Annotated in this window: 26 protein-coding genes; 1 reads left to right on the top strand and 25 read right to left on the bottom strand. The window is 58.5% G+C overall.

The annotated features are described in order from the left end of the window. Positions 1–292: 292 nt before the first annotated feature. The 23 genes from IB244_RS29330 to IB244_RS29220 all read right to left on the bottom strand — a co-directional run bounded on the left by IB244_RS29330 (position 293) and on the right by IB244_RS29220 (position 21,388). Entirely contained in the window at positions 293–799 is a 507-nt protein-coding gene (locus tag IB244_RS29330) for a membrane protein (RefSeq protein ID WP_018856814.1), read from the bottom strand. Further along, positions 799–1,164, bottom strand: coding sequence for a hypothetical protein (locus IB244_RS29325; RefSeq protein ID WP_018856813.1), 366 nt, complete (start codon positions 1,162–1,164; stop codon positions 799–801). The genes IB244_RS29330 and IB244_RS29325 overlap by 1 nt, the downstream gene beginning before the upstream one ends. A gap of 17 nt (positions 1,165–1,181) precedes the next feature. Then, positions 1,182–1,748, bottom strand: a complete 567-nt coding sequence (locus IB244_RS29320; protein WP_025659520.1) for a rod-binding protein — start codon at positions 1,746–1,748, stop codon at positions 1,182–1,184. 31 nt (positions 1,749–1,779) lie between these two features. Further along, positions 1,780–2,193: a hypothetical protein gene (locus IB244_RS29315; protein WP_018856811.1), complete on the bottom strand. Its 414-nt coding sequence runs from the start codon at positions 2,191–2,193 to the stop codon at positions 1,780–1,782. Positions 2,194–2,197: 4 nt separating this feature from the next. Continuing rightward, positions 2,198–2,950, bottom strand: a complete 753-nt coding sequence (gene fliR / locus IB244_RS29310) for a flagellar biosynthetic protein FliR (RefSeq protein ID WP_113162470.1) — start codon at positions 2,948–2,950, stop codon at positions 2,198–2,200. Beyond that, entirely contained in the window at positions 2,947–5,034 is a 2,088-nt protein-coding gene (gene flhA / locus IB244_RS29305; protein WP_026371745.1) for a flagellar biosynthesis protein FlhA, read from the bottom strand. Before flhA ends, fliR begins: the two co-directional genes overlap by 4 nt. Before the next feature lie 88 nt (positions 5,035–5,122). Continuing rightward, complete coding sequence (fliQ, locus tag IB244_RS29300) at positions 5,123–5,389, bottom strand: flagellar biosynthesis protein FliQ (RefSeq protein WP_018856808.1); 267 nt, start codon at positions 5,387–5,389, stop codon at positions 5,123–5,125. 63 nt (positions 5,390–5,452) lie between these two features. Next, entirely contained in the window at positions 5,453–5,893 is a 441-nt protein-coding gene (gene flgD / locus IB244_RS29295; RefSeq protein WP_018856807.1) for a flagellar hook assembly protein FlgD, read from the bottom strand. Beyond that, positions 5,884–6,333, bottom strand: coding sequence for a flagellar biosynthesis repressor FlbT (flbT, locus tag IB244_RS29290; protein ID WP_018856806.1), 450 nt, complete (start codon positions 6,331–6,333; stop codon positions 5,884–5,886). Before flbT ends, flgD begins: the two co-directional genes overlap by 10 nt. Beyond that, a complete protein-coding gene (gene flaF, locus IB244_RS29285) occupies positions 6,330–6,677 on the bottom strand; it encodes a flagellar biosynthesis regulator FlaF (protein WP_007530128.1) in 348 nt (115 codons plus the stop codon). Before flaF ends, flbT begins: the two co-directional genes overlap by 4 nt. A 36-nt stretch (positions 6,678–6,713) precedes the next feature. Continuing rightward, entirely contained in the window at positions 6,714–7,835 is a 1,122-nt protein-coding gene (locus IB244_RS29280) for a flagellar hook-associated family protein (protein WP_169681197.1), read from the bottom strand. A 3-nt stretch (positions 7,836–7,838) separates the two neighbouring features. Then, complete coding sequence (gene flgK / locus IB244_RS29275; RefSeq protein ID WP_169681195.1) at positions 7,839–9,305, bottom strand: flagellar hook-associated protein FlgK; 1,467 nt, start codon at positions 9,303–9,305, stop codon at positions 7,839–7,841. An 18-nt stretch (positions 9,306–9,323) separates the two neighbouring features. Next, entirely contained in the window at positions 9,324–10,625 is a 1,302-nt protein-coding gene (locus IB244_RS29270) for a flagellar hook protein FlgE (protein WP_018856803.1), read from the bottom strand. A gap of 129 nt (positions 10,626–10,754) precedes the next feature. Then, entirely contained in the window at positions 10,755–11,426 is a 672-nt protein-coding gene (rem, locus tag IB244_RS29265) for a transcriptional activator Rem (protein ID WP_018856802.1), read from the bottom strand. Positions 11,427–11,709: 283 nt separating this feature from the next. Beyond that, a complete protein-coding gene (locus tag IB244_RS29260) occupies positions 11,710–12,273 on the bottom strand; it encodes a lytic transglycosylase domain-containing protein (protein WP_025659524.1) in 564 nt (187 codons plus the stop codon). Further along, positions 12,215–13,621, bottom strand: a complete 1,407-nt coding sequence (locus tag IB244_RS29255) for a flagellar hook-length control protein FliK (RefSeq protein ID WP_192306564.1) — start codon at positions 13,619–13,621, stop codon at positions 12,215–12,217. Before IB244_RS29255 ends, IB244_RS29260 begins: the two co-directional genes overlap by 59 nt. A gap of 1 nt (position 13,622) precedes the next feature. Then, the gene (gene motC / locus IB244_RS29250) at positions 13,623–14,918 is read right to left on the bottom strand and encodes a chemotaxis protein MotC (protein ID WP_192306562.1); all 1,296 of its coding nucleotides are present in this window, start codon (positions 14,916–14,918) and stop codon (positions 13,623–13,625) included. Positions 14,919–14,921: 3 nt separating this feature from the next. Then, a complete protein-coding gene (locus tag IB244_RS29245; protein ID WP_192306560.1) occupies positions 14,922–16,160 on the bottom strand; it encodes a MotB family protein in 1,239 nt (412 codons plus the stop codon). Continuing rightward, on the bottom strand, positions 16,157–16,792 hold the full coding sequence (locus tag IB244_RS29240) for a hypothetical protein (protein ID WP_025659528.1): 636 nt from the start codon (positions 16,790–16,792) through the stop codon (positions 16,157–16,159). Before IB244_RS29240 ends, IB244_RS29245 begins: the two co-directional genes overlap by 4 nt. 167 nt (positions 16,793–16,959) lie before the next feature. Then, on the bottom strand, positions 16,960–17,925 hold the full coding sequence (locus IB244_RS29235) for a flagellin (protein ID WP_192306558.1): 966 nt from the start codon (positions 17,923–17,925) through the stop codon (positions 16,960–16,962). Positions 17,926–18,190: 265 nt separating this feature from the next. Next, a complete protein-coding gene (locus IB244_RS29230) occupies positions 18,191–19,099 on the bottom strand; it encodes a flagellin (RefSeq protein WP_169681187.1) in 909 nt (302 codons plus the stop codon). A 230-nt stretch (positions 19,100–19,329) separates the two neighbouring features. Beyond that, the gene (locus IB244_RS29225; protein WP_192240782.1) at positions 19,330–20,220 is read right to left on the bottom strand and encodes a flagellin; all 891 of its coding nucleotides are present in this window, start codon (positions 20,218–20,220) and stop codon (positions 19,330–19,332) included. Between the two features lie 280 nt (positions 20,221–20,500). Next, a complete protein-coding gene (locus IB244_RS29220) occupies positions 20,501–21,388 on the bottom strand; it encodes a flagellin (RefSeq protein WP_192306556.1) in 888 nt (295 codons plus the stop codon). A gap of 350 nt (positions 21,389–21,738) precedes the next feature. On the opposite strand from IB244_RS29220, the gene IB244_RS29215 reads away from it, so the two are divergent. Beyond that, the gene (locus IB244_RS29215) at positions 21,739–23,664 is read left to right on the top strand and encodes a glycosyltransferase family 41 protein (protein WP_112649598.1); all 1,926 of its coding nucleotides are present in this window, start codon (positions 21,739–21,741) and stop codon (positions 23,662–23,664) included. 83 nt (positions 23,665–23,747) lie between these two features. On the opposite strand, the gene fliP is transcribed toward IB244_RS29215, so the two are convergent. Together fliP and fliL are read right to left on the bottom strand one after the other, a co-directional pair. Further along, a complete protein-coding gene (gene fliP / locus IB244_RS29210) occupies positions 23,748–24,485 on the bottom strand; it encodes a flagellar type III secretion system pore protein FliP (RefSeq protein WP_018859682.1) in 738 nt (245 codons plus the stop codon). Further along, a complete protein-coding gene (gene fliL, locus IB244_RS29205) occupies positions 24,482–24,994 on the bottom strand; it encodes a flagellar basal body-associated protein FliL (RefSeq protein WP_018859683.1) in 513 nt (170 codons plus the stop codon). The genes fliP and fliL overlap by 4 nt, the downstream gene beginning before the upstream one ends.

The raw sequence follows: 24,994 nt of genomic DNA, 5'->3' as shown, positions 1-24,994 counted from the left end.
TTCACGGGCATCGCTATGCCCGCTTTCGAAGTCTCACCCGCGTCGCATGCCAGTGCCTGCTGGCTGCAGCCGCCCAAAACATCAAGAAGATCGCCATGGCGCTCACCAAGCCACCCAGACCAGCCATCGCATGAGGGCCAGAGGCCGCCAACTTCGCCCCGCCTCAGAACCCAACTAAAACAACCAACGTCCAAAAAACAAACCCGCCGAAAATATCGACGGGTTCGTCAGCAGTCTGACGGCGCCCCAAGGGCGCCGCTTAAAGCAAGGACCGAGTCACTCTCTGGCAGCTTTAATCCGCTACCGGTTCCGGAGCGACGACGTTGACGGGCTTGCCCGTCCTCTTGTGTTGTCCGGAGTCACTCGTCTTGGGGAGGTAGTCGAGCTGTTCCAGCATGACCTGCTCGATATACTCTCCACCCAGATGCTGGTTGACGTCCTTCTTTATCATCTCCCGAAAGGCGTTCGGATCGAAGGATTTCATGTTGGAGATGTCGATCATCTTGTTGCCGACGAGCAATGTAAAGAGCTCGTCGGTCGTCATTTCCGTCAGAGGCAAGGACACGTTCTTCACCGCGTCCTTGTTCATCATGAACGAGATCCTGCCGAGGAAGTAGCCGGTAATTGTACCGTCGGCGATGATCGGCACGGTGATCGTCTCGCCCTTTACAAGCTCGAGCTGGCTTTGCTTGGCATCATCGGGGGCCGGCGCAGGTGCCGTTGCCATGTGCACCGAGAAATAGACCGATGCCAGCGTGATCGCGCAAACCCAGACGCCTGTCAGAACGAGCTTAATCATCAAGCGTCACGTGCTACGAATTGCTCTTGGGAATAGGTGCCGTCGGCGTCCGCATCCTGGACTGCATTCTTCAGGAGATCGGCAACGGTGCGGACCGCTTCCAGATGCGCTTCGACGCGCCGTGCGTTCAGCACCAGCTTCTTCTTGAGCCCATGCAGCTGATCAAGATGCGTGGCAGCCAGTTCCTTCGGGTCTGTGTCGCGGAAGAGCATCGACAGCTCGTAGAGGCAGCGGCTCTTGTGCGTGTTCGACACCTTGAGATCGAACTGCGGATCGTTGCCGATACGCGTGTTCTCGTTGTCGATGATCATTTCGAGGCGTCCAAGAACCGATTTGATACGATAGTCGTTCGAGATTATTTCCATTTTTGTCCTCGATTTTCTCAGGCGTCATTGGCGGACTTGTTGTCCGCAGTTGGTGTACCGAAGGTCTTGCGCTGGAAGTCGTCGATCATGCTCATCGCCATGTTGCGATCGTCCTGATCGGTGGAAGCGTTGGCGACCTTGCCTTCCTGCTTCTTCAGCGCATCGTGATAGAGCTGCTTGGCAATGCCGATGCCGTCGCCCTTCGAAATCTCGTTGCCGAGCTGTTCGGCCATCATGCCCTTCCAGATATCACCGGTGGCACCCTTGCCGTACACTTCTTCGCTGTCGTTCGGCAGCATGTTCTTGATGAAGTTCTGCAGGACCATGGCCTCGAACTTGCGATAGGTTTCCGGCACCTCTTCTGTCTTGGTGCTGCGGTTTTTGCTGTCGCTCAAACCGGTCTTGCCCGCGGCGCGATCGAGAATATCGACGGCCGAGGTAAAGCCGTTGCCGGCTTCGGCGAGACTGTTGGCGGCAAACGCCGCCTGGTTTGCCTTCAGTTTTTCCTGGGCTGCCTGCACCTCGAGCGGGTCGGCAGCTTTGACAACATCCAGGACCAGATCACTCGGAGGTGAAATAGCCAAGTCACAATCCTCTTGATTAAGATTGTGACGATTATGATTTTTGAAGCTTGCTGGAGGCTGGCGTACCGAATTTTTGATCGATGAGATCATAGACTGCGTTGTCGGCGGCTTCGCGGCGCTCGGCCTCGAGCGCCTCACGCATGCCGTCTTCCAGGCGATCGCCCTTGGCGCGTTCCTGAACAACGCGCATTTCGTGAATCTGCTGCATGCCGATCAGCTGCTTGTCCTTGATCCCCAATCGGTTGAAGCGATCCGCATAGCTTTGCGAGAAGGCATGATGGACCGGGTCCATGGAGCCGAGCGCTAGGATGACGCTGTCCATTTGCTCGTTGACTTCCGACCGCTGACGGCTCGTTTCGGCAAGGTCGAATTCAGCCATCTGCTCCAGATGACGTTGAACCGCCACGAGGCGTTTCAGTTTCTGTGAGCGCGTCTTGTCCACCATGTCGCTACCTGCCGATGAACACGCTGGCGAAGGATTGGCCGAACTGGCTGACCAGCGCCGCCACTGAGAAATAGAACAGGAACAGGCCGCCGAGAAGCAGATAGGGCGTCGAAATGAAATACACCGGAATCTGCGGCGCCAGCTTGTTGATGAAGCCGATCGCGATGTTGAACATCAGGCCGTAGATCAGGAAGGGGCTTGAGAGCCGCAGCATGATCAAGAACGTCGATGACAGCGTGTCCGTGAACGAGATCAGCGTGCTGCGCATCTGCAGGATGCCTCCGAAGGGCATCGACGTGTAGGAATCGACCAATGCCCGGAAGACGACGTGATGAAAGTCCATCATGAACAGGATCATCATGCCGGCAAAGGTGATGAACCCTGAAAGGCTGCTTTCCGGGGAATCTTCGAAGATATCGCCCGCGCTCGGTTGAGTGTAGCCGACCATCATCGCAATCACGCTGGCTGCGAACTGCAGGCCGAGCGTGTAAAGCCGAGCAAGCATGCCATACATGACGCCAACCAGCGACTCGCTGAAAATGTAGCCGATATAGGTGGCGTTCGAGGTGTGGACGATTGGATAGACCGTTTCCCAGAGCACTGGAAGGATCGCAAGGGATAAGGCAGCTGCAATGAAAACCCGCAAGTGCGGTGCGACACGGGCAGACGAAAAGCCGGGCATCACCAGAACACAGCCGCCGATCCTGCAGAAGATCAGGAACAGCGCCAGGACGGTCCCTTGCGGGTCTGTTATCATGAAATGGAGCCCAGAATCTTTATCTCGATGCCCTTGGCCAGCTCGACATGCGACAGGACCGGGAGCGTTGCGAACAATCGTTCGATGATCATGCGCACATAGGAGCGTGTTTCCGGCGAGGTGACAAGGGCGAACGGCAGGCCGCGATCCATGAATTCACGGATAACTTTTGTCGCTTGCTCGCTGAACTCTTCGAGCATGCGCGGGTCGATGTCGAACTCGATGATCTCGCCCTTGTTGTCGCGCTTCAGCGCCTGATGGAAGGCGAGATCCCACTTGCTGCCGAGTCGCAGCACGCGAAGCACGCCGTTGTCCGCGAGATCGCCGCAAAGCTGCTGCGCCATGCGAACACGCACATGCTCGACAATCTGCTCGGTCTTGCGGACATGCGGCGCGAGTTCGGCGACGGCTTCCAGGATGAGGTGCAGGTTGCGGATCGACACACGCTCGGCGAGGAGCAATTTCAGCACGGCCTGCAGGCCGGAATAGGACATGTGCGACGAGCAGATCTCGTCCGCCAGCTTCTTGTATTCCGGATCGAGCCTGTCGATCAGGACCTTCACATCCTTGTACGACAGGAGCGCCGGCAGATTGTTGCGGATGACTTCGCTCATATGCGTCAGGACGACAGAAACGTTGTCGATCGGCTGGAAACCCTCGCGCTTCAGATCGTCGGCGAATGCTTCGAGTATGGAAACCGCCGGCATGCCGAAGGCTGGTTCGCGAATCTCGTCGCCCGGAATGCTTGGCTTGCGGCCGGAGCCGGTGACAACAAGAACTTCGCCAACGCGCAGCAGGTTGGACGCGACCGTCGTGCCGTGGATTCGGATCTGATAGGACTTCTCGGCAATGCCGATATCGTCCGTGACCTTGATCTCCGGAACAACGAAACCGTACTGCGTCGCGAACTTCTTGCGCATCTTGCCGACGCGGAAGGCAAGCTCCTGGTGAGCGCCGAGCAGGCGTGTCGACACCATCTTGCCGAGCGCGAGCTCGATTTCCGATGTGCGCAGCACCGACTTGACGGAATCCTTTTCGAGTTCCTTGTTCTGGATGACCTTCTTTTCTTCCAGCTCGCGGCGAGCCCTGTTCTCCGCCTCGACCTGGCGGGGAATGAACCAGGCACCAAAGGCCAGAAGACCGGACAGGAACATGAAGGGCACAAATGGCAGACCCGGCATCAGGCCGAGGATCGCCATCAGAACCGCAGAAACAGAAAGCGCCCGCGGATAACCGCTGAGCTGGTTGACGACTGCCTGTTCGGTGGAACCGACGGTGCCGCCGCGCGACACGAGAAGGCCGGCTGCGAGAGAAACGATGAGGGCCGGCATCTGCGAAACGAGACCGTCACCAACCGAGAGCTTGACGAAGACGTCGGCGGCTTCGGAGATCGGCATTCCATGGCGGAAGTAACCGATGATGATGCCGCCGAAGACGTTGATGCAAGTGATCAGCAAGCCGGCAATCGCGTCGCCGCGAACGAACTTGGACGCACCGTCCATGGCGCCGAAGAAGGAGCTTTCCTCTTCCAGCTCCTTGCGGCGGCGCTGTGCTTCCTTCTCGTCGATGATGCCGGCCGAAAGGTCGGCGTCGATCGACATCTGCTTGCCGGGGATCGCATCGAGGGTGAAGCGCGCGCCGACTTCCGCGATACGCGTAGCACCCTTGGTGATAACGATGAAGTTGATGGTGATCAGGATCAAAAAGACGATCAGACCGATCACGAAGTCGCCGGACATGACAAGGCTGGCAAAGCCCGCGATGACACCGCCGGCGGCATCATGACCCTCGTTGCCATGCGATAGGATGACGCGCGTCGTCGCGATGTTCAGCGCCAATCGCGTCATGGTCGCGATCAGAAGAATGGTCGGGAAGGACGAGAAATCGAGCGGCTTCTGGATCCACAGCGCCACCATCAGGATCAGCACCGAGAAGGCGATCGAGAAGGCCAGTCCCATATCGATCAGGAACGGCGGGATCGGCAGGAAGAGCACGCAGATAATAACGATGATGCCCATGGCAAAACCGATATCACGTACGCTAAGTCCGGCTTTCGGGAGGGGGAGTGCAGGAGGTTGCGCCATTTCGATTCCGTCTCTTCATGAGAGGTGCGGGCATGATGCCCACCAATTCGGAACGAGACTTAAATGGCGAAGCTTGCGCGAAAGTGGCTCAGAAACCTGACTGAATGCGCGAAAACACCAGATTGGTGAAAATCGAAATCTGCGATCCGACGAACGGAGCCGAGATGCCGATGGTGACGAGGACGGCCACGATCTTCGGAACGAAGGTGAGTGTCGCTTCTTGAACCTGCGTCAGCGCCTGGAACAGCGCGATGATCAGACCGACGATCATGGCCGCTGCGACCGCCGGGCCGGCGGAAACAAGAACGGTCCAGATCGCTGCCTGGAATAGGTCAAGTGCATCAGCTTCATTCATTGCAGGCAACCTCATATCGCCTTGCGGTCCGTCCGGTGTGGCCGAACCGCCTTGTCATTTCAACTAGCTCGAAGACGATGTGTCGGTCGTCGTCGGAGCCTTGTCGGCCAGGGTGATTCCCGCCTGAACGAGAATACTACCGCCATCCGTCGTCGTCGCAATGATGCCGTCGGAATAAACCTTCACCGACGCAACCGTGCCCTTCACGCTGCCGTCAGCGCTGGTCATGTACTTGCCGATGTAGCTGCCAGCCTGCGTCAGGCTGGAGCTCGCCAGCAGCGTGTCCAGCTTGCTGTTCGTCTGGATCGTCTGCTCGACCTGCGAGAAGCTCGCCAGCTGCGACATCTGTTCGCTCGCGTCCACCGGATCCGTCGGATCCTGGTTTTTCATCTGCGCGATGAGGAGCTGCAGGAAGTTGTCGTAGTTGAGCGTCGCCTTCTGTTGCGCGCTCGAGGTGCTCGACGACGAAGAACTATTGACGTTTGAGACGCCGTCTACCGCCATGGTGCGATCTCCTTGCGAATCTGCTCGACCATCGTCGGGTGCATTTCTTGGTTGTTGAGAATGCTATCCTCGATCGGATAGAGACCGCGGATCGCCTTCAGGGCGTCGAAGGCGCGGCCGGTCGAAACGAGACCGTCAACGCGCTTCAGTTCGGCGAGGACTTCCTCGTTCTTGAAGCAGGTCAGCAGCATCGTGATCGACTTGCGGAACATCGCGGTCGACTGATCCTTGCCTTCCGGATTGATGAGGATCATCTGCGCGATGAAATAGAGCTGGCGCAGAGGCGTCGTCGCGTCTTCCGGCTGGAGGACGTGGTTTTCGAGAAGGAATGTTACATCATTCAGGAATTCCAGCGCGACCTTGCGATCGACGCGCAGGACCGCACCGTTGATGAAGATCTTTTCCCCGGCTTTTAGCGAGATACGAAGTGTGCTTTTCATTTTAGTCCATCCCTGATGATGGTGGTAACGTCGATAATGCCTTGGTAGTTTGTCGATTGCCGGCGCCTGATCCGATCGCACTCCTTCAAGATCCAGATCGCGATGGAGATGAGGTTGGCCCGCAATTGGATCTCAAGCTGGTTGTCCGGATGCTTGAGATCCTCGATAAAACTTACCCAAACGCGCCGGGTGTAGAACAATGCATCAATGGCTTCCCGGCTGTATTTCTCTTTGTCTCGCGCAATCGACAGCAGCTCTATGGACCGGTCGAGAACTTGACGCTCCCGCTCCTTCGCATCGGCCACCGAGTCCTCCATGATCTCGGAGTAAGAGAACTGATACATTCATGCATCCTTCTTTGTCTTTCGTACCTTTGATCATCAAAGGTAATTCACGAGACTCAACTGCTGGATTTTCGATACGATGGTGTAGGCGGTCTCCAGCTGAGTCTGGAGGGTATTGACCAGCGTCGACGCTTCCGACGTATCCACGCCCTGAAGATCGACGAGCTTGTTCTGAAGAATGCTCGACTGTGCATCGAGAGCGTCATTGGCCTTCTCGACGCGCTCCTGCGAAAGGCCGAGTTGGCTCGCCTGGGTCACGATGCCGGTCGTGGCCTGCGCGGCATAGCCAATCGCCGTGGAGGTGACCTTGCTCAGTGCGTCGGCGCCCAGATTTTGGCTGGCCAGCGCCGACACTGTGATCGAAGCCAGCGCGAAGTAGCGCATGCCGTCCGAGTTGGAATTGGTCGACGACGTGACGACTTCAGAGTTGCTGATGCGGCTCGTCATGTTCTGGTTCGAAGCAGCCGACCAATCGCTCCAGGCCGGCGGCGTGACGTAGGCCGCGGGTGCAACCGGGGTCGGTGCGCCGGGCGGCGGGAATGCAACCGGTGTGGAGGTGCTGTTGAACGTGTCCTGGGAGAACATCGGCTCAACGAAGTTCGTGATGAAGGTGCCCATCTCGGCGCCGGTCAAAGAGCTTACCGGCTTGCCCAGGCCGCTCGCGTAGGCTTCGAGGTTCGTCTGAATGGCGGTCGTTGCGGCATTCTGTTGGTTGGTGAGCGGCTGCACATCGGTGTTGATACCCGAGAACAGGTACTCGCCGTTGAGCATCGAATTGCCCGTGTCCATCAGCTGCGAAAGCGCGTCGCCGGCAGATTGCATGGCCACCGCGATGCTGGTCTTGTCCTGGCTTCCCTGAAGCGCGGTCAGCTTGGAGACCAGTGCGTCGCCGGCCGTCTTCATACTGTTGAGGCCGAGCTGCGAAGCTTCGAGACGCGCCGATACGATGGAATTGCTGCCCTTGAGGGCCTTGATGCGGCTGACCTCAGCTGTGAAATTCACGCTCTTGGCTGCACCAGAGCCCAGGGAGGCGCCGATGTCGGCGTAAACGCCCGTTGTCGCCTCGAGAGACGCGGTTACCAATTGCTTCTGCGACTGGCGGATCGTCAATCGCATTGCGTTCTGAATGGCCGAACTAGAAATAAATGAACTTTTCATGGCTTAACTCGCTATGTCTAGCAATGACTTCAACATTTCATCGACAGCGTTTAGGATCTTGGTGGCCGCCTTGTAGGACTGCTCGATGTCGAGGAGCAGGGTCAGTTCTTCGTCGAGATTGACGCCGGTCTCGTTGGAATAAGCTTCCGTCGAACGCGAGAGCGCCGCTGCCGTATTCTCGGACGCAGTCGTCGCATCGCTTCGATACTGCTCGAGCCATCCGATCGAATTGGAGGCGTAGTCCATGATGTTCACGTTGGACGAGATGCCGGCGGTCGACGAGAAGGTCTGGGCCGCGCCCATCGCCGTGTAGAGCGCATCGAGATTGTCGGAGAAACCGCTGCTGCCCGTCGGATTGAGATTCGTGAGGCCGGTGATCGTGCCGTCACGCAATTTCATCGGGTCGCCGCCCTGGTTGGTGATGACGGCGGCATTGACCGCAATCGTACCCGCGATGCCATCGATCACGCCTGTGGTCGTCGGTGTGCCGCCAGTTGCTCCGGTCGCCGTCTTCCAGACGAAAAGACCTGGCTGTGTCGTAGTGGGAGTGCCGCCGGTCTCCGAGAACATAGTCACGAGAGACTTTGCGATCTCATCGAGCTGCGACTGGAACGTCGTTGCGATGTCATCGCGCACTTGTAGCAGTGACTGCAGGCTTCCCTGCGCCGTCGTTGTCGACCCTTTGCCACTGCCGAGCAGCACGCCGTCGATGTAGACGCCGTTGCCCTTTGTCTGGGCGGTGTAAGTGTCCTGCGCGACGAAAGTAACCGTTCGCGGAATGGTGTCGAACACGACGGTTCCGTCCGTCGTATAGAGCGCCATGTCGCCGTTTTGACGGTCGACGGCGTTGACACCGACAATCGAAGAAATCTGCTTCAGCAGCTTGTCGCGATCGTCCAGCGCATCGGCAGGGTTACCACCGGTTGCCGTTTCGCTCTTGACGGCATCGTTCGCCGTCTTGAACTGCGCGAGCAGCGTATTGAGCGTCGAAACCTGCGTTGCAATTTCCTTGTCGGCGCCCAGGCGTACCGCCTGCACGGATTTCGTCGCGTTGTTCAGCGAATTGGCGACGTCCTGCGCAGCCGTGACTGCGCTTTGCGCGGCAATGGTGCTGCTTGGCGATGTGCGGAAAGCCTGCAGCTTTTCGCGGAACGTCGCCAGGTAGTTGGCCGGCGACGTCTCGTAGTCGTTGCCGCCCATGATCGATTTCAGGTCGGTCAGACCACCAAGCAGCGTCTGCTGGCCACTGTCTTGCGCACTCGCCTTCAGCCACTGACGCATTAGCGCGTCTTCTTGCGCGCGGCTGATCTTCACAACCTGCGCTCCATTCAGCGACGTGGTGATCATCGCCTGCCGGCGCACGTAGTCGCTGTTGCTGGAGTTCGAGATATTGTTCGACACCACACTGCTTTGAGTGCCGGTGTTGCTGAATATGCTCTGCGCGGTATTCAGTGCGGAAGTGAGCGACATGGCTTATCCGAACCCTACTTATCTCTTGAGGTTGACGAGGACGTCCATGATGTCGGACCCCGTCTGGAACACCTTGGAATTGGCAGTGTAGCTGCGCTGCGACTCGATCATTTCGGTCAGTTCGCCGGCGAGGTCGACGTTCGAGCTTTCAAGTGCTCCCGCCTGGATCGTGCCGAAACCGTTGGTCTGCGGGAAGCCGGTGACCGTCACGCCGGACTGGCCGTTTGCGCTATAAACGTTGCCGCTCATCAGCGTCATGTTGTCCGGGCTGGCGACGGTCGCTAGCGGAATGCGGTAGAGCGGCTTCGACGTGCCATCCGCATACTTGGCATATACCGTGCCGTCCTTATCGATCGTGACATCCTTGACCGGGCTGGCGGCCTGGCCGTTCGGCGTGCCGCTACCTGCAAAATCAGCGGCGAGCTGCGTGAAACCGCTGAGGTCCATGGCGATCGAACCGGTGGTGACGGGATCGGCGATGGTGAGGGCGCCAGTGCTGACCATCTTGCCGTTGGCATCGAACGTCAAATTTGTCGAGCCAACGAGAGCCGGACCCGGCGTCGAAGTGTACGGAAATGATGAGGTTCCACCTGTTGCCGCATCGTCATGACGGAAGACTGCAACCTCCCACGTGCTCGCAACACCCGGAGCTGCCGGCGGGGGCGTCGTCACGGCCGTCTTGGTGAAGTAGAAATCGTACTGAACCGTGTTGCCGAGCTTGTCGTAACCAACCATCGACATCTGCTTCGTGTCAGCTGTGATCGGCGCCGTGTTGGAAGACGGAAGGTTGCCAGTTGCGACGTTGGCATTGGAGTTCAAGTTGCCGGTAAAGGTACCGGTCGTCGAAGCGATGGCCGTCAAGCCGGACTGGTTGACGTTGATCGGCACGAGTCCCGAGAAACCGTTGACGACGACGGCCGGCGCGCCAGCGTCGTAAGAATAACCCATCAGCTTGAAGCCGGCGGAATTGACCAGGTTGCCTTCGGGGTCTTTGGTGAAATCGCCGGCGCGGGTCAGAACCGGAACGCCGTCCGGGCTCTGAACGATGAAGAAGCCGTCGCCCGAGATCGCCAGGTCGTAGCCTGATGTCGTGTAGGAGATGTCGCCCTGTTCCGAAACCGACTGGCGAACGGATGTCTGGACGCCGCCCGAATTATAGTTACCCGAGGTCGATGGCAGGACCAGCGACGAGAAAGCGGTCGAAACGGACTTGTAGCCCGTCGTGTTTGCGTTCGCGATGTTATCGGCGACGGTGCTGAGGCGGTTTGCCTGGGCGTTCATGCCGGACACGGCCGTCTTCATGCTGCCAAAAATGCTCATCTGAAAACCTCGATTCCCCTAGTAGGCTTGAGAGTATTTGGTGGGCCTTGCGTGAGGCTGTCTGGCGTTGAACCAATGTCGCGAGAATGCAGCGACCAGGTTCAGGCAACGCGGCCCGTTCTGAAAAAATCAGTTCCAGTCAATGCAATAGCCAAGGAAGCGCTTCGAATCGACCGGATCGAAGCCCAGCTTCTTCCGGAGCTTCTTGCGCAGCTTGGAAATATGGCTTTCAACCACGTTTTCTTCGACTTCGTCGTCGAAAATCCCGTAGATCGCGTTGAAGATCTGCGTCTTGGTGACACGACGACCGCGGTTTGCAATCAAGTACTCAAGGATGCGACGCTCGCGACGGGGGAGCGCAAAAACCTCACCGTGAATTTCCGGATCGCGGCCGTCGGAGAACACGCGGATCGCACCGATATCCGTGTGGCTGGAAATCGCTTTCAGTCTGCGCCGAATGGCGGCAGCTCTAGCCAGGATCTCGCGGGGATGCACAGGCTTGCGCACGACGTCATCGACGCCACAATCAAAAAGTGCAAGGGTGTTTTCCAGCGACGGCTGATCGCTGACTGCGATAACCGGCGCCATGGTACGGTCACGGATCGCGCGCGGCAGCTCGAAAGTCTGCTGCCCCTGCCCGATCAGGAACGCCTCGACGGCCGCGACATCAGCGTCCGCCGCCGTCTGAACCCATTCGCCAAATTCACGTGGATCAAACCCTGTGGAAGGAATGCCTTCCCGCCCAAAAAGTGAAGTGTAACCATCTTTCACGAGCTCACGCTCATCAACCACTACGATCATTCGTCCGCCTCCGAATCACTTGTGGTACCTCGATGCTCTATGGGTACGAATCGCGCGATTCCGGGACAAGCTGTAGGAACTTACTGGCAGGAATTAATAGTTGATTAAGAATTGAGGCGCGATTTGATCTAGATGTAGTAGCGGTCCGAAATTATGCACACAAAAATTTCGTGGAAAAGTTAACAAGGTCTAAAATGTGACTTGCCTTGCCATATTGAGACAGATTCTCGCCACAATATGACACATTTCTGTTTTGTTCTGTTTTCTGCTAGTTTTGATTGAATCAATTTTGGCAGAAGGTGCTCGCATTGCGAGTCCATTTTCCGTAGCCGGTGGCGACCAGATTGGCGATGACCCGGCAGACATATTGCTTCTGGGCAGGGTCATTGTTGGGACCGGCGTGATAGCGGGCCACTGCCATCGTCCAGGTTTCGTGTCGGTCGTGGAGATTGCGCAGGAACCTTGCCGCGTATTCCACATTGCGGCGGGGGTCGAACATCTCTTCCGCGGACCGGAAATTCTCACCATGGTAGTATTGGTTGATCTGCATGCAGCCGATGTCGATGAGCTTCGCGCCCGATCGGCGCGCCACATCGACCTGCCTCAGAGCATCCTGCTCGGAGGGCGGAAAGAAGGCTTTGCCTTCGATGTTCAGCGCGTAAGGGTAGAGGGATCCCTTGCGCCCGGTTTCGGTCAGACCCACGGAATAGAGTATGCCTTCCGGAATACCGTATTTCAGTGCGGCGGCTTGAATCTCCACCTCGCAGGCGCTGTTCGACGCTTCAGCGCTAGAGGTAGACGTCGCCAGTGCGACTACTGCCAGCGGCGCCAGAAGAAGTGCTTTCAACACCGCTTTCGCCCGAGTCATTGAAGCCTCCGCCAGTTCGCTGTCCTGAGTGATTTTGGCGCTCACGCGCCTCCCCGCCTTGGCCTTGCTGGGCAAACGCCTGGCCCTGCTGCTGGCCCTGTGCGGTCGCTTGGTTGCCCGTGTCCGAACGGTCGACCGGCGCCATGCTGATCGTCACGTTGTCGATCGCGAAGCCCTGGCTGCGCAATGCCTCGATGATCTTCCCGTGGTCTTCCTTGAGCTGCCGGTAGGCAGCTGGTGTCTCGACCTTCAAATCGACGTTGAGCGCGTCGCCTTGCAGCCGCATCGTCGCCGTGACGAGACCGAGTTCGATCGGATTCATCTGGATCTTGAGTGTATTCACCACCTTGCCGGTGCTCGTCCACTCAGCGGCGTTCGACAGCGAAGAACTCGCCTGCATGGCGTGCGCCCATTCCTGATCACCGGATATGGCGGCCGTCACGGCGGCAGAATTGGTGTTCTGCGCAAGGCCGATGTAGCGGCGCGAATCCAGAACAGAGACGCTCTCGATGTTAGCCTTGCCGCCGGACTCGGCGGCATCCGTGTCAACGCCAAGATGCATGTCCATGGACTGACCACGGCCATCGGCACGGGTCAGCCGGAATGTCGTCGCGTCGATACCGCCTTCGGCCTCAGTGCCGGGTAACTGGACGTCCGCGGTTGTATCGACGCCGGTCAGACCTGCGTCAACAGACATCTCATCCTTGGCCTTGACGCTGGCAACGGACTTTTCTTTCGGTTCTGTCGATACCTTGCCTTCCGGCTTCGCGCCTGCCATCGCCGCGAACGCTGCAGCCGCAGTTCCGTCCGTCGGGACTTGCTTGAGTAAGCTCAGGACATCAGACAGCGCGCTATCGTCCGGGGCGACCTTCTGGTCGTCGGCACCGTCGGCCTTCGTCTCCTTGGCGCCCTTTCGAACCGTTACAGCGTCATCATCCAGCCTATCCGAAAGATCCTGCAAATCGGCTTCATCAGCGTGCTTGCCCTTAGGCTTGCCGTTATGTTCCGTCGTCTTCGTTTCTTTGTCCGCCGAACCAGACGCTTTCTCTTTCATCTGCGCCTGCGCAGCGAGAGATGTGCTGCCGAGATCGATCAATGGCTGAGTGCTTGGGCGTCGCGGCGCAGTGGATGTACTGCCATCGGTGCCGTCGCCTGCCTGCTGGCCGGCCGTGGACTGTTCGGCGGAGTCATGCTTTCCGCCGCTTGCCTTGTTCAGGGCATCGGAGAACCCGCCTGCATCCGCATCGCCACCGCTGCCCGTCTGGCGGCCAATGCCAGAGGCAGCCCCTGCTCCGGATGCTCCCCCCAAAACACTGATGTCCATCATCTCAATTACTCTCTTTGCTCAAGAGGCCGTCGATCTCATCCAACTGCGATCGGCTTGACGTCACGAATGCGTTGAATGACGGGTCGGCGTCCTGCTGTCCCCCAACATCGGACGGCGGCCCCCCCGCCGCTTCTCCCACAACGGGACCTGGAACTGGGTTTGGTACCTCCCCCTGATCCGCTTCAGCCTGTTCAGAAGTAATTTCTTGGCCATTAGATTTAGGGGTCGTCGCTTGCGTCAAGCTTGCCGGTTCAGGCGGACGAAGCACTTGTTCCGCAATAGCTTTTGCCGCGGCTCTTAGGGCCTGGTCGCGCGGCGACAACTCCTGCTCGGGGATGGATTCGATGTTCTTCGTGGCCGCATCGATCTTGTCGGTCGGGATCGCCGCCATGCCGCCGTAGAAGTCCGCCAGCGCTCCAAAGGCGTTATCAGAATCGCCTGCAAGCGTCTGGGCGCGCGCCGCGGCCATCCGTGCGAGATCGCCCTTGCCGGCGATCGCCGCCGCGCGGGCGATACGGAGGTAGACCTCGCGCTGCCTGGCCTCGTCCATGAAGGAGAGGATGTTAACAACGTCGTCCGGCTTCACCTCATGATCGTGATTGACCAGCAGGCTGACAAAAAGATCCGCGAACTGGCTGGCATATGGCGAATGCAGGAAACGACGCACGTAGCGCTGCGAGTAGTCGAGACCCTTATCCACCATCCCTGCTTCGACGCAGATAGACACGGAGCGGCGTAGCGCCGCCTCCTCGACGATCGTACCCGGCGCATAGAGGCGAGCCTGATCATACAGCTTCAGCGCTTCCACTGGACTCTTGGCAATGGTGACGTTGCCGCCCACCAGCGCCAGATAGGGACCGATTTTCTTGTCCTTGTATTCGTTTGCGGTCTCGACAAGGCTCTTTGCAACAAGCAGGCCTTTGCCGCTCAGATATTTCCGCAGGACGTCGCTGACCCGGTTGTCGAAGTGACCGTTCACGTCGCGCGCGACGAGATATTCGAGGGTCTCCGGATTACCACCGCTCATCGCGTAGATTAGCGCCGCATCGACATTACGCTCATCATCGAAAACCGATGGATCGATCGTGCGTATACGCTGATCGATCGTCCCGAGCATGAAGCGCTGCATCTCGGCAGCCGAGTGATCCCCGAGCACGACGGAATCCTGCACGAACTGCAGCGACCGGAGCATCTTGTAAGGGACAATGTCCTCCTGATCTTCCGCGTGCACGCCGGTAGCAGGGCTCACCGCAAGCCCCAAAAGCAAAAGCAGAAGACGTTGGTGGTGACGGACCATGGATTATCCCTGATCCGCCTGCAGCAATATCTCGATGCGCCGGTTGGCAGCATTGAACGGATCGGCCGGCTCCTTCAGCATGCGATCGGCAAAGCCCGAAACCTGCGAGACGCGTTTTTCGTCGAGTCCGCCCCGAACGACCATGTAGTAGGCCGCCTGGGCACGATCCATGGACAAGCGCCAGTTCTCGTTTTCACCCTTGTATTGACGGCCGTCCGTATGACCGCGGATGGCGACTGCGCCCGGCTTGCTCTTCAGGATCTCACCGATCTTTTCCATTGCGAGCACCATTTCCTTGCGCGGAACGGCCGACCCGATATTGAACATGGAATCGTCGCTCTGATCGGAGATGCTGACCAAGAGGCCGCCTTCCGACGCCGTAACCGTGAGGCCTTCGGCGAGCTTGCCGGCCACGCCGCTGATCTGCTGCGCGATTTCCTTTTGCAGGTCCTCGGCCTTCTTCTGCCCAACGGCTTTTTGCGCCTCGGCTTGCGGCTTGTCCTCTGCTGTCGCTGCGGCTTGTGCGTCCTGACTCTCGCCGGCGTCCGCCGCTTTCGTCAGATCCGCCGGGTTCCCGGATTCGGCCTTCGCAACTTCCGTGGCGTCCGCTGCTTCATCAGCAGGAACATCTTTCGAAGCCGGCTGCCTTTTGTTGGCATGGGTAACTTCGACCTGCTTCGTCCAGAAGTCGGGATCGAACGGGTCACGATAAGCCTGGCCACCGTCGGCTCCGGTTGCAGGGCCGGAGTCGCTCGCGCCGCCCTCACCCTTGGCGCTGACGTTTGCCTGCTGGCCGACCTCCTGCGCAATTTCTGCCAGGACCGAATAGGGATTCTCGAAGAAGTCGGCTTCGGAGTAGTTCGTTTGGTCGCCGGATGTCGAGGTCTGGTCGTCGCCGTTTGCCGCCGCCGCGCCCTCGTTGGGCTTGTCCTCCTTTTCCTTCGACTTCTCCTGCTTCTGATCGCCATCCGCCTGATCGACAGGCTTCTTCAGGCCTTTTTGCGTGGGCTTCTCGTCGGAGAGCTTGATCGGATTGAAATAGGTCGCGACGGAGGCCTTGGTTTCCTCGTTCGCGGCGTTGACCAGCCACATGACGAGAAAGAACGCCATCATGGCCGTCATGAAGTCGGCGTAGGCGATCTTCCAGGCGCCGCCATGCGCCCCATCGTGATCGCCGCCGCCATGCCGCTTGACGATGATGATCTCGTTCTTGCCGTGATGGTGGTTTTCGCTCTCACTCATTCCAGAACTTTCTTCAAGCTCGTCGCCCAGGCCGACATGCGCGTCACAAGGACCGCGTCGCCAAATTCGACAGTCAGGTCGACATCGCCGGTTTCAAGGTGGCGCAGAAGACCTGCCTTTTCGCCAAGAGTACCCTTCAACACATCGAACAGCCGGGCAGGTCCCTTGACGGTCACGGTGCCGACATCGCCTTCCAATACCGCCTCGCGAAGAATGCCGGCGAGATCGACGGCAGCCTTCTGCGACAGGACATCGGTCATTACGGGGGCCAGCGCCCTTGCGACAGTCGCGCTGACAAGCTCGGCAATCGCGCTCGCCATGGCATCAAGCCGGGAGGCGACCAGCGCCGCAGTCTCAACCTCGTAGCGGTCGCGAAGCTCTTCGACCTCGCGCTGGTGAACAAAGGCGACCGTTTGCGCTTCCAGTTCATACTTCTCCGTCAACACGGCGGTCGCTTCCGCATAGCCCTCGGCGTGAGCATTGTGGCGCTCTGCTTCGAGATCGACGACAGGCTCTGAGGCAAGATCGGCAAAGCCGCCAAAGTCGTTCGCGAAATCGTCCGCATCCACGACGGGAGCGGCGACGGCCGGTTCTCCAAAATCCTTGAGATACCGAGAAAGCAGCGCGCTCACCGAATCCACCCTCTCGCTGCAGAAGACTGCGACATGCCGCGCCCCATCATGAACTGACAACTCATCAGGCACGGTTTCCGCACTGCGCCTTTGTATCGAAACTAGGCAATCAAACTTGCGCGAGGATGAAGGGTGAGGCCCAACAAGCTCACCCGCGCCTCACCTCACTATTGCAGCAGTAGCAGTACTTTGCTGGCGGCTGTGTTCAGGATCGAGATCGTCTGAATGCCCATCTGCTGTTGCGCAAGCAACGCCTTCTGAAGGGTCGCCGTTTCGTCCATGTCGGTGTCAACGAGTGCGCCGACACCTTTGTCGATCAAGTCAGACATGTCCGCGGTGTAGGCAACGCGATCGCCGATACGCGCGCTCATCGTGCCGAGGCCAGCCGCGGTCTCCGTCAGTGTCGACAACAGGGAATCGACCACTGCGATCATATCGTCCACCTGTGCGGACGTCGTATTGCTATCGAGCTTTATTTCCGTTGCGGTCGCCGGCGTCGTCGAGCCGGCGCTAAGCAGATAATAGTTGCGCGCCGTCGCAGTGCCGTCGGAATTCAGGGTGTTCGCATCTACCGTTTTCGTGAGCAGTCCGCGATTGGCGTCCGTCATATCGATCATGACGGTCTGGTCCGCCGGAAAATCGATGGTTTGCATCTGGTATTCACCACTCGCGCCGCGCACGAAACCGCCGATCACGGATCGCGAGGTCGGAAGCGTGGCATCTCGGTTAAGAAGCCAGTTCTCGCCGGCGATGCTGGTCGACTGAACCGTCGTCTGCAGTTGTCCCTTCAACTCGCTGAGGCTGGTATTAAGCTTCGTCTTGTCGACGCCGGCTTCCTTCGCCGTCAGCAGCGTCTTGCGGATCTCGCCCAACTGGTCAATCAGGCTGTCCATCGAGGTATAGGCAGTATCGACCTTCGATGCGCCGACGCCGAGCGCGTCGTGAATGTTCTGCAGCGAATTGCTGTCCGAGCGCATGACGCTTGCAAAGGACCAATAGGTTGCGTCGTCCGCAGCCGTTTCGACGCGGTAACCCGACGAAACCTGCTGCTGAACCGTTGCGGCGTCCTTGTTGATGATGCGCAGCGCCGCGAGGGCGTTCACCTGTGCCGAGCTGGTAATTTTGTATGTCATTTTCTGGCTCTGAATAGGGAAACGGGACAGGCCGGCGAGCGGCAGCGACTGAGCTGGCGTCATGCCCCCGACTGGATCCTCCAGGCCGGTTTGTCGCTAAAACAAATCAACTGTTAAGCGAAGGTAACCAAGGCTCCGGACCGGCGCAAGGGCTACGGCGTCGGTGCCGCAAGCCTCGCGCAACCTTGATTATCGCTTCAAAAACAAAGATAAAGCCGCATCTCGCGACGCGGCTTTCGGTCTCACTTCGTGGCTGGCGGCGTTCTTAGCCCTTGAACAGCGTGAGGACGTTCTGTGCGCTGTTGTTGGCGATTGACAGCGACTGGATCGCCAGTTGCTGCTGCGTCTGCAGCGCGGTCAGCTTGCTCGATTCCTCTTCCATGTCAGCGTCAACGAGGCGTCCGACGCCCGAGTCGATCGAGTCGCTGAGGTTCGAAACGAAGCTTTCCTGAAGATCGATACGGGTGGAGATCGAACCGAGCTGCGAACCCGCCTTCGTCAGCGCGCTGAGGCCGTTTTCCACGGTGGTCAATGCCAGGTTAATATCGCTGTCGCTGAAGCTCGTGATGTCCATGCTGAAGATCGAGCCAACGCTGCCCGAGGAGGTTCCGATGATACCAGTCGCAGTGTCGATTGCTCCGGTTGTCGTCATGCCAAACAGAACGTTGCCGCTGGTCGAGTCATCGAGGAAATATTCTGTCGTCTGGACGGACACCTGTCCATTCGCGTCGCGGACGAACGAGGAGACCACGCTTTTCGTTGTATTGCCTGCAACCCAGTTTTCACCGGAGAAGGAAGCAGATTGCGCAACACTCAGCAACTGTTGCTGCAGCTGCGCGATTTCGTCCTGAACCTTGGTCTTGTCGACGCCCTTTTCCGTTGCGGCTACGATCTTGGCCTTGATCTCGCTGACGATATCGATGGCGCTATCCATGGCGGAATATGCGGTATCGACCTTCGCCGCGCCGAGGCCAAGCGCGTCGGAGACGGCCGACAGCGCCTTGTTGTCCGAGCGCATCGTCGTCGCAATAGACCAATAGGCAGCGTTGTCCTTGGCTTCCGCGACGCGGTAGCCTGACGAAACACGGCTCTGCGTTTCTTCCAGGCTGCCATTGATGCCGCGGAGGGTCTGGAGGGCGGACATTGCCGCGACGTTCGTCAAAATGCTGGTCATGAAATTATTGGTCCTTGGCTGGCAAATATTGAAAAGGACACTCCGGTCCGCCACCGGGAACGGCAATCAGCTTCATGCCCGCTAACCGCTTCTTAAGCTTGGTTAACATACCGTTTCGTTGACGGCAGAAAACATGAGTTTGGTTAACGCCGAGTTAACAAACATAAAAAAGCCACGCTCGGGGGAGCGCGGCTTCGATCGGTTTGAAGCGCCCGCGGGCGCTCCTGCTATTAGCTGCGGAACAGCGAGAGGATGTTCTGCGAAGAGGAGTTCGCGATCGACAGCGACTGGATCGCCAGCTGCTGCTGGGTCTGCAGGGCGCTGAGCTTGGAGGACTCTTCTTCCATGTCGGCGTCAACCAGGCGGCCGATACCGGAGTCGATCGAGTCGCTGAGCGAGGAGACGAACTCGGTCTGGATATCAACGCGCTGCTGCAGCGAACCGAGCTGCGAACCGAGAGTGGTCATGTTCTTCAGCGTGGTTTCGACGTCCGTCAGCAGGTTGTCGATTGCGGCCTGGGTCGTGGTGTTGCCGATCGTGAAGCCGTAGACCGACTGGCCGGAGCTTGCGCCGGTCCCACCAAGAATACCGCCGGTGGTCGTGCCGTTGAACAGGGTGTTGGCCGTGCCGAGCACATAGTCGGTGGTCTTGATCGAGACCGTGCCGCCGGTGCCGCGGACGAAGGAGGAAACGACGCTGACGGTACCGCCGGTGTTGTTGACCCAGTTTTCGCCGTTGAACGAAGCGGATTGGGCAACGCTGTAGAGCTGTGCCTGCAGCTGGGTGATTTCGTCCTGAAGTTTGGTCTTGTCGACACCAGCTTCGCTGGCTGCAACGAGCTTTGCCTTGATCTCGCCGACGAGATCGATGGCGCTGTCGACAGCCGTGTAGGCCGTGTCGAGCTTGGCGGCGCCCATGCCGAGGGCGTCGGAAACAGCCGAAAGGGCCTTGTTGTCCGACTTCATCGTCGTGGCGATCGACCAGTAGGCAGCGTTGTCGGCAGCCTTGCCGACGCGCAGGCCAGACGAAACGGCGTTCTGCGTGTCCGCCAGATTGCTGTTGACGTTGCGCAGCGTCTGGAGTGCCGCCATTGCGGAGTTGTTGGTCAGAATGCTGGTCATTGATTTGCCCCTTTGGCAGAATTGATGTGAAGGGACATTCCGGACTTTCTACCGGGAACGGCGGTCAGCGTCATGCCTGTTGATCGCTTCGTACTGCGCAATCAACTCGCCGTTTCGATAGGCCCATATGACGGCATCATGGTTAAGAAATCCTGAACCCGTATGGGGAAATTTATTAAAAATATCCGCTAGTTACGGATCGTTCGTTAACTGGAAATTAAAACACTTACGGCCGGGAATGACCCGGCCGCAAGCTTTCTTCAATCTGCCGTACGGGCTATTAGCGGAACAGCGAGAGGATGTTCTGCGAAGAGGAGTTCGCGATCGACAGCGACTGGATCGCCAGCTGCTGCTGGGTCTGCAGGGCGCTGAGCTTGGAGGACTCTTCTTCCATGTCGGCGTCGACCAGGCGGCCGATACCGGAGTCGATCGAGTCGCTGAGCGAAGACACGAAGTCCGACTGGATGTCGACGCGAGTCTGGAGCGAACCGAGCTGCGAACCGAGGGTGGTCATGTTCTTCAGCGTGGTTTCGACGTCCGTCAGCAGGTTGTCGATGTCGCCTTGGGTCGTGCTAGTACCGATCGTGAAGCCGTAGACCGACTGGCCGGAGCTTGCGCCGGTCCCACCAAGAATGCCGCCGGTGGTCGTGCCGTTGAACAGGGTGTTGGCCGTGCCGAGCACATAGTCGGTGGTCTTGATCGAGACCGTGCCGCCGGTGCCGCGGACGAAGGAGGAAACGACGTTGACGGTACCGCCGGCGTTGTTGACCCAGTTTTCGCCGTTGAACGAAGCGGATTGGGCAACGCTGTAGAGCTGTGCCTGCAACTGGGTGATTTCGTCCTGAAGCTTGGTCTTGTCGACACCAGCTTCGCTGGCTGCAACGAGCTTTGCCTTGATCTCGCCGACGACGTCGATGGCGCTGTCGACAGCCGTATATGCGGTGTCGAGCTTGGCGGCGCCCATGCCGAGGGCGTCGGAAACAGCCGAAAGGGCCTTGTTGTCCGACTTCATCGTCGTGGCGATCGACCAGTAGGCAGCGTTGTCGGCAGCCTTGCCGACGCGCAGGCCAGACGAAACGGCGTTCTGCGTGTTATTCAAGCCCTTGTTGACGTTGCGCAGCGTCTGGAGTGCCGCCATGGCGGAGTTGTTGGTGTTAATGCTTGTCATAAGTCTGTCCCCAAAAACAAAATACAAAAGGAGGACATACCGGACTTCTATACCGGCGATGACGGACCAGCTTCATGCCACTCGGTGCCGTTTCTCTTGAGCAACCAAACCCGTCATGTCGGGAACAATTTTGCAGCCATTCATTGCCAACTCATTAAAACGGCTGATGAAACGGCGTCAGGTCCACGATGTGGTTAACGGTGTCCAAACACCCATAGGCGCCCGACCCAGCGGAACACGTCGGCTTCAAGCAAGCTTGGTGTGTCTAGATAGAGCAAAACTAGGCGCAATATGGCCTGCGCGCGCGTGGCCTTGGCGCTCGTCGACAAAATTCCGAATGGGGTGGGCTCTTGAATACCAATATTTCGTTTGCAGCGGCTTCGAAAGACTACCAAAAGGGACAGTATCTCAAGTCGCTTGAAGCGCTGAACCAAATCATCAACACGCAGAAGGATGTAAAAACGTACGTCCTGCTTGCCAAGAACCTGCTGAAACTCGGCTTCAAATCGGAGGCGGCAAGTGCCTATGCGTTGGCGGGCGAACTCGACAGCAACAAGGAGTCGCTTTACACGCGCGAAGCCGCGCTTCTGTATTTTGCTTGCGGCGACGAGGAGCAGGCCCTGCTTTACGCACTTCGTCTCATGTCTCTCGCTAGGTCCGACGTCGACCTTGCCAGCGTGCTTGTTAACATTCATCTGAAGCAGGGCCGAAAAGATCTCGTTAGTCCCTACCGCGACGTCATTTCCAAGAGCAGCAACCCGGACCATGCGCGCCTCGCCGTGCGAATGGTCGGCGACGACATTCTGGATGCGACCAACGAGACGCTTATCCGCAATCTCTTCAAGAAGTTTCCGGAGATCATATCGCTCCGGCTGCTCCTGCTCGTTTTCGCGCGCGAGGTGTGCGATTTCGATTTGGTCGCAAGGGAGTTTCAGTCCGTGCAGCGAATGCTCGAAAAGGGCGACCTGGGCTTCCTGGAACGCGACAACCCTTTCTACAACCTCCATTGGTGTGGCAACGAGGCGCTCAATGCGCGCGCCTCCCACACTCCTTCGCTTCCCCTGAAGGAGGCAGCCGCGCGGCGCAAAGCCGTTCCCCATTCATGGGGAGACAAAATTCGGATCGGTTATCTCTCCTCGGACTTTTGGGTTGGGCATGCGACCATGAAGTTGCTGCGCCGCGTCCTCGAGCTGCATGACCGAGACAAGTTCGAGGTGACGCTCTTCTGCCATACCGCGGAGAAACACCTGGAACATGAGGCCAGCACTGTCGATCGCTCACAGTGGGGCGAAGTATGCATCGTCCGGGACATGACCGATGAAGAAGCCGCACAAGCCATTCGTGAGCGGCAGATCGACATCCTGATTGATCTCAAGGGGCACACACTCGGCGGACGGTCCAGAATACTAAACTATGGCGGGGCGCCAATACAGGCGACATGGCTTGGCTTCCCGGGCACGGTAACGGACATCGATCTTGACTACTCGATCGGCGATCGCTTCGTGCTGCCCGAGGGCAGTGAAGCGCACTATTACGAGAAGTTGGTGCGCATGCCGGACAGCTATCAGCCCAATGATCCCGCCAACCGTCCGAAGCCGAGGCCAACAACACGCGCTGAGGTCGGTTTGCCGGAGGATGCATTCGTCTTTGCCTCGTTCAATGCAAACCGCAAGATCAACGCGGACATACTCGACGTCTGGTGCAACATTCTCAAGCGCACGCCGAACAGCGTACTTTGGCTTATGCTTTCGTCACCGCGTACCGAGGCCAACTTGCGGAACTATATGAACAGGAGGGGGATCGATTCGAAGCGAGTGATCTTCTGCCCCCGCGTATCCTACGAAGAGCACATCGATCGCCAGCAGATGGCGGACCTCGGTATCGACACCTTCCCGGTCAACGGCCACACAACCACTTCCGAACAGCTCTGGGGTGGCCTGCCAGTCCTGACGGTCAAGGGCACCAATTTCGCTTCCCGCGTCACCGAGAGTCTGCTCAACGCAATCGGCTTGCCGGAACTCGTCGCCGCCGACATCAAGGCCTACGAGGACATGGCCGTCGAGCTCGCGAGCAGCCCGGAGCGCATTGCCGACTACAAGCAGCGCATTCGCCAGAACGCCTGCATCATGCCGCTGTTCGATGCGGAACGCTTCACGCTCCACCTCGAGAAGTCCTACGAGGTCATGGTGGAGCGCGCCAAGATGGGACTGGACCCTGACCACATCGACGTTCCGGCCCTGCCGCCGCGCACGGAGCCATTCTTCAGCTTCGACTAGATGGAAGCCCCACACAACAAAAAGCCCGCCGGTGAACGCCAGCGGGCCTTTTGTTGTGTGGAGTGTGAAGCCGCGAAACCTCGTCAGTGGAACGAGCGGACCAGACTTCCGACCAACAGGTTCCAGCCGTCGATGAGCACGAAGAAGAGAATCTTGAATGGCAGCGAGATCGAGGTCGGCGGCAGCATCATCATGCCCATTGCCATGGTGATGGTGGCGACGATCAGATCGATGACCAGGAAAGGAAGGACGACGAGAAAGCCTATCTCGAAGCCGCGGCGGATTTCCGAAATCATGAAAGCCGGAATGAGGACGCGGTAGTCGATCTTCTCGCCGGTCTCGACAGTTTGGCCACGCTCGCGCGCCAGATCCACGAAAAGCGCCAGATCCTTGTCGCGGGTGTTGTTCGCCATGAATCCCCGGAAGGGCTCGGCGATACGCGCCACCGCCTGCTGCTCGTCGAGCTGGTTCGACAGGAGCGGCTGGACGCCGGTCTGCCATGCCTGATCGAACGTGGGCTGCATGACGTAGAAAGTCATGAACAACGCGAGCGACAGGAGGATCATGTTGGAGGGCGTGGAAGACAGGCCCATTCCCGATCGCAGGATCGAGAATGCAATGATGAAGCGCGGGAAGCTCGTCACCATGATCAGGATGCCCGGAGCGACCGAAAGAACGGTCAACAGGCCGAATGTTCTGATGATCCATGCCGCAACCGAACCGTCGACCGGCAAGTTCAAAAGGTTTGATGGGAGCTGCTGCGCATGGGCCAGCTCCGGTGCCGCCATCATGGCAGCGAATAACAATATGAATCGAATCATTCGACGACGAAGGTCCTGAACATGACCTTCGATACGCGCCCTTGCGCGCGAAGGTCAACACGCTCCTGGATGTCATCCTTAAGATATTCGAAGCCTCGCGGTCCCTCGATCTGCTGCAGCGAAACCGTACGGACATAGGCGAGGATGTCCTGATGGACATCCTCGGCGACCTTGACGTCCGGCGGGCCGTTAAAGAGCAGCGCGACTTCCAGGCGAACTAGGCTTTCTGAGGGATAGGCAAGGTTCGTGGTGATGGGCTCGAGTTGAACGATGTTGTTGGCTTCCGTCGAAATGCGAGGCAGGCCCGCCTCGCCTTCCTTTTTCTGCGCGGCCTCGTCCTTGGCTGCCTTGGCCTGTTCCGCCTGCTCGGCGCCTTTGATGCTGGGCGCGACCATGTCACCGACCACCCAGCCGCCGCCGGCGCCGAGCAGCGTCAGGACCGCAAGCCCGACGATCGTCATTATTGTGGCCTTTTTCGACTGGCCCCCAGCGGTTTCTGTCTCTGCCAT

Origin of the sequence: Rhizobium sp. RHZ02, assembly GCF_014851575.1 — a bacterium.
GTDB classification, from domain to species: Bacteria; Pseudomonadota; Alphaproteobacteria; order Rhizobiales; family Rhizobiaceae; genus Rhizobium; species Rhizobium altiplani.
Note: the sequence above shows the minus strand (reverse complement) of the source record. Positions and strands in the feature narration are given on the sequence as shown.

Excerpts from the sequence above, each read along its gene's own strand:
- IB244_RS29315 (WP_018856811.1), bottom strand. The coding sequence starts at position 2,193 with ATGGTGGACAAGACGCGCTCACAGAAACTGAAACGCCTCGTGGCGGTT.
- fliR (WP_113162470.1), bottom strand. The coding sequence starts at position 2,950 with ATGATAACAGACCCGCAAGGGACCGTCCTGGCGCTGTTCCTGATCTTC.
- flgK (WP_169681195.1), bottom strand. The coding sequence starts at position 9,305 with ATGTCGCTCACTTCCGCACTGAATACCGCGCAGAGCATATTCAGCAAC.
- motC (WP_192306562.1), bottom strand. The coding sequence starts at position 14,918 with ATGGTCCGTCACCACCAACGTCTTCTGCTTTTGCTTTTGGGGCTTGCG.
- flbT (WP_018856806.1), bottom strand. The coding sequence starts at position 6,333 with ATGAAAAGCACACTTCGTATCTCGCTAAAAGCCGGGGAAAAGATCTTC.
- fliL (WP_018859683.1), bottom strand. The coding sequence starts at position 24,994 with ATGGCAGAGACAGAAACCGCTGGGGGCCAGTCGAAAAAGGCCACAATA.
- fliP (WP_018859682.1), bottom strand. The coding sequence starts at position 24,485 with ATGATTCGATTCATATTGTTATTCGCTGCCATGATGGCGGCACCGGAG.
- flgD (WP_018856807.1), bottom strand. The coding sequence starts at position 5,893 with ATGGCGGTAGACGGCGTCTCAAACGTCAATAGTTCTTCGTCGTCGAGC.
- IB244_RS29220 (WP_192306556.1), bottom strand. The coding sequence starts at position 21,388 with ATGACAAGCATTAACACCAACAACTCCGCCATGGCGGCACTCCAGACG.
- IB244_RS29325 (WP_018856813.1), bottom strand. The coding sequence starts at position 1,164 with ATGGAAATAATCTCGAACGACTATCGTATCAAATCGGTTCTTGGACGC.
- flhA (WP_026371745.1), bottom strand. The coding sequence starts at position 5,034 with ATGGCGCAACCTCCTGCACTCCCCCTCCCGAAAGCCGGACTTAGCGTA.
- flaF (WP_007530128.1), bottom strand. The coding sequence starts at position 6,677 with ATGTATCAGTTCTCTTACTCCGAGATCATGGAGGACTCGGTGGCCGAT.
- IB244_RS29230 (WP_169681187.1), bottom strand. The coding sequence starts at position 19,099 with ATGACCAGCATTTTGACGAACGTCGCGGCAATGTCCGCCCTCCAGACC.
- rem (WP_018856802.1), bottom strand. The coding sequence starts at position 11,426 with ATGATCGTAGTGGTTGATGAGCGTGAGCTCGTGAAAGATGGTTACACT.
- fliQ (WP_018856808.1), bottom strand. The coding sequence starts at position 5,389 with ATGAATGAAGCTGATGCACTTGACCTATTCCAGGCAGCGATCTGGACC.
- IB244_RS29225 (WP_192240782.1), bottom strand. The coding sequence starts at position 20,220 with ATGACCAGCATTCTGACCAACAACTCCGCAATGGCGGCACTCCAGACG.
- IB244_RS29280 (WP_169681197.1), bottom strand. The coding sequence starts at position 7,835 with ATGAAAAGTTCATTTATTTCTAGTTCGGCCATTCAGAACGCAATGCGA.
- IB244_RS29270 (WP_018856803.1), bottom strand. The coding sequence starts at position 10,625 with ATGAGCATTTTTGGCAGCATGAAGACGGCCGTGTCCGGCATGAACGCC.
- IB244_RS29330 (WP_018856814.1), bottom strand. The coding sequence starts at position 799 with ATGATTAAGCTCGTTCTGACAGGCGTCTGGGTTTGCGCGATCACGCTG.
- IB244_RS29255 (WP_192306564.1), bottom strand. The coding sequence starts at position 13,621 with ATGATGGACATCAGTGTTTTGGGGGGAGCATCCGGAGCAGGGGCTGCC.
- IB244_RS29245 (WP_192306560.1), bottom strand. The coding sequence starts at position 16,160 with ATGAGTGAGAGCGAAAACCACCATCACGGCAAGAACGAGATCATCATC.
- IB244_RS29235 (WP_192306558.1), bottom strand. The coding sequence starts at position 17,925 with ATGACATACAAAATTACCAGCTCGGCACAGGTGAACGCCCTCGCGGCG.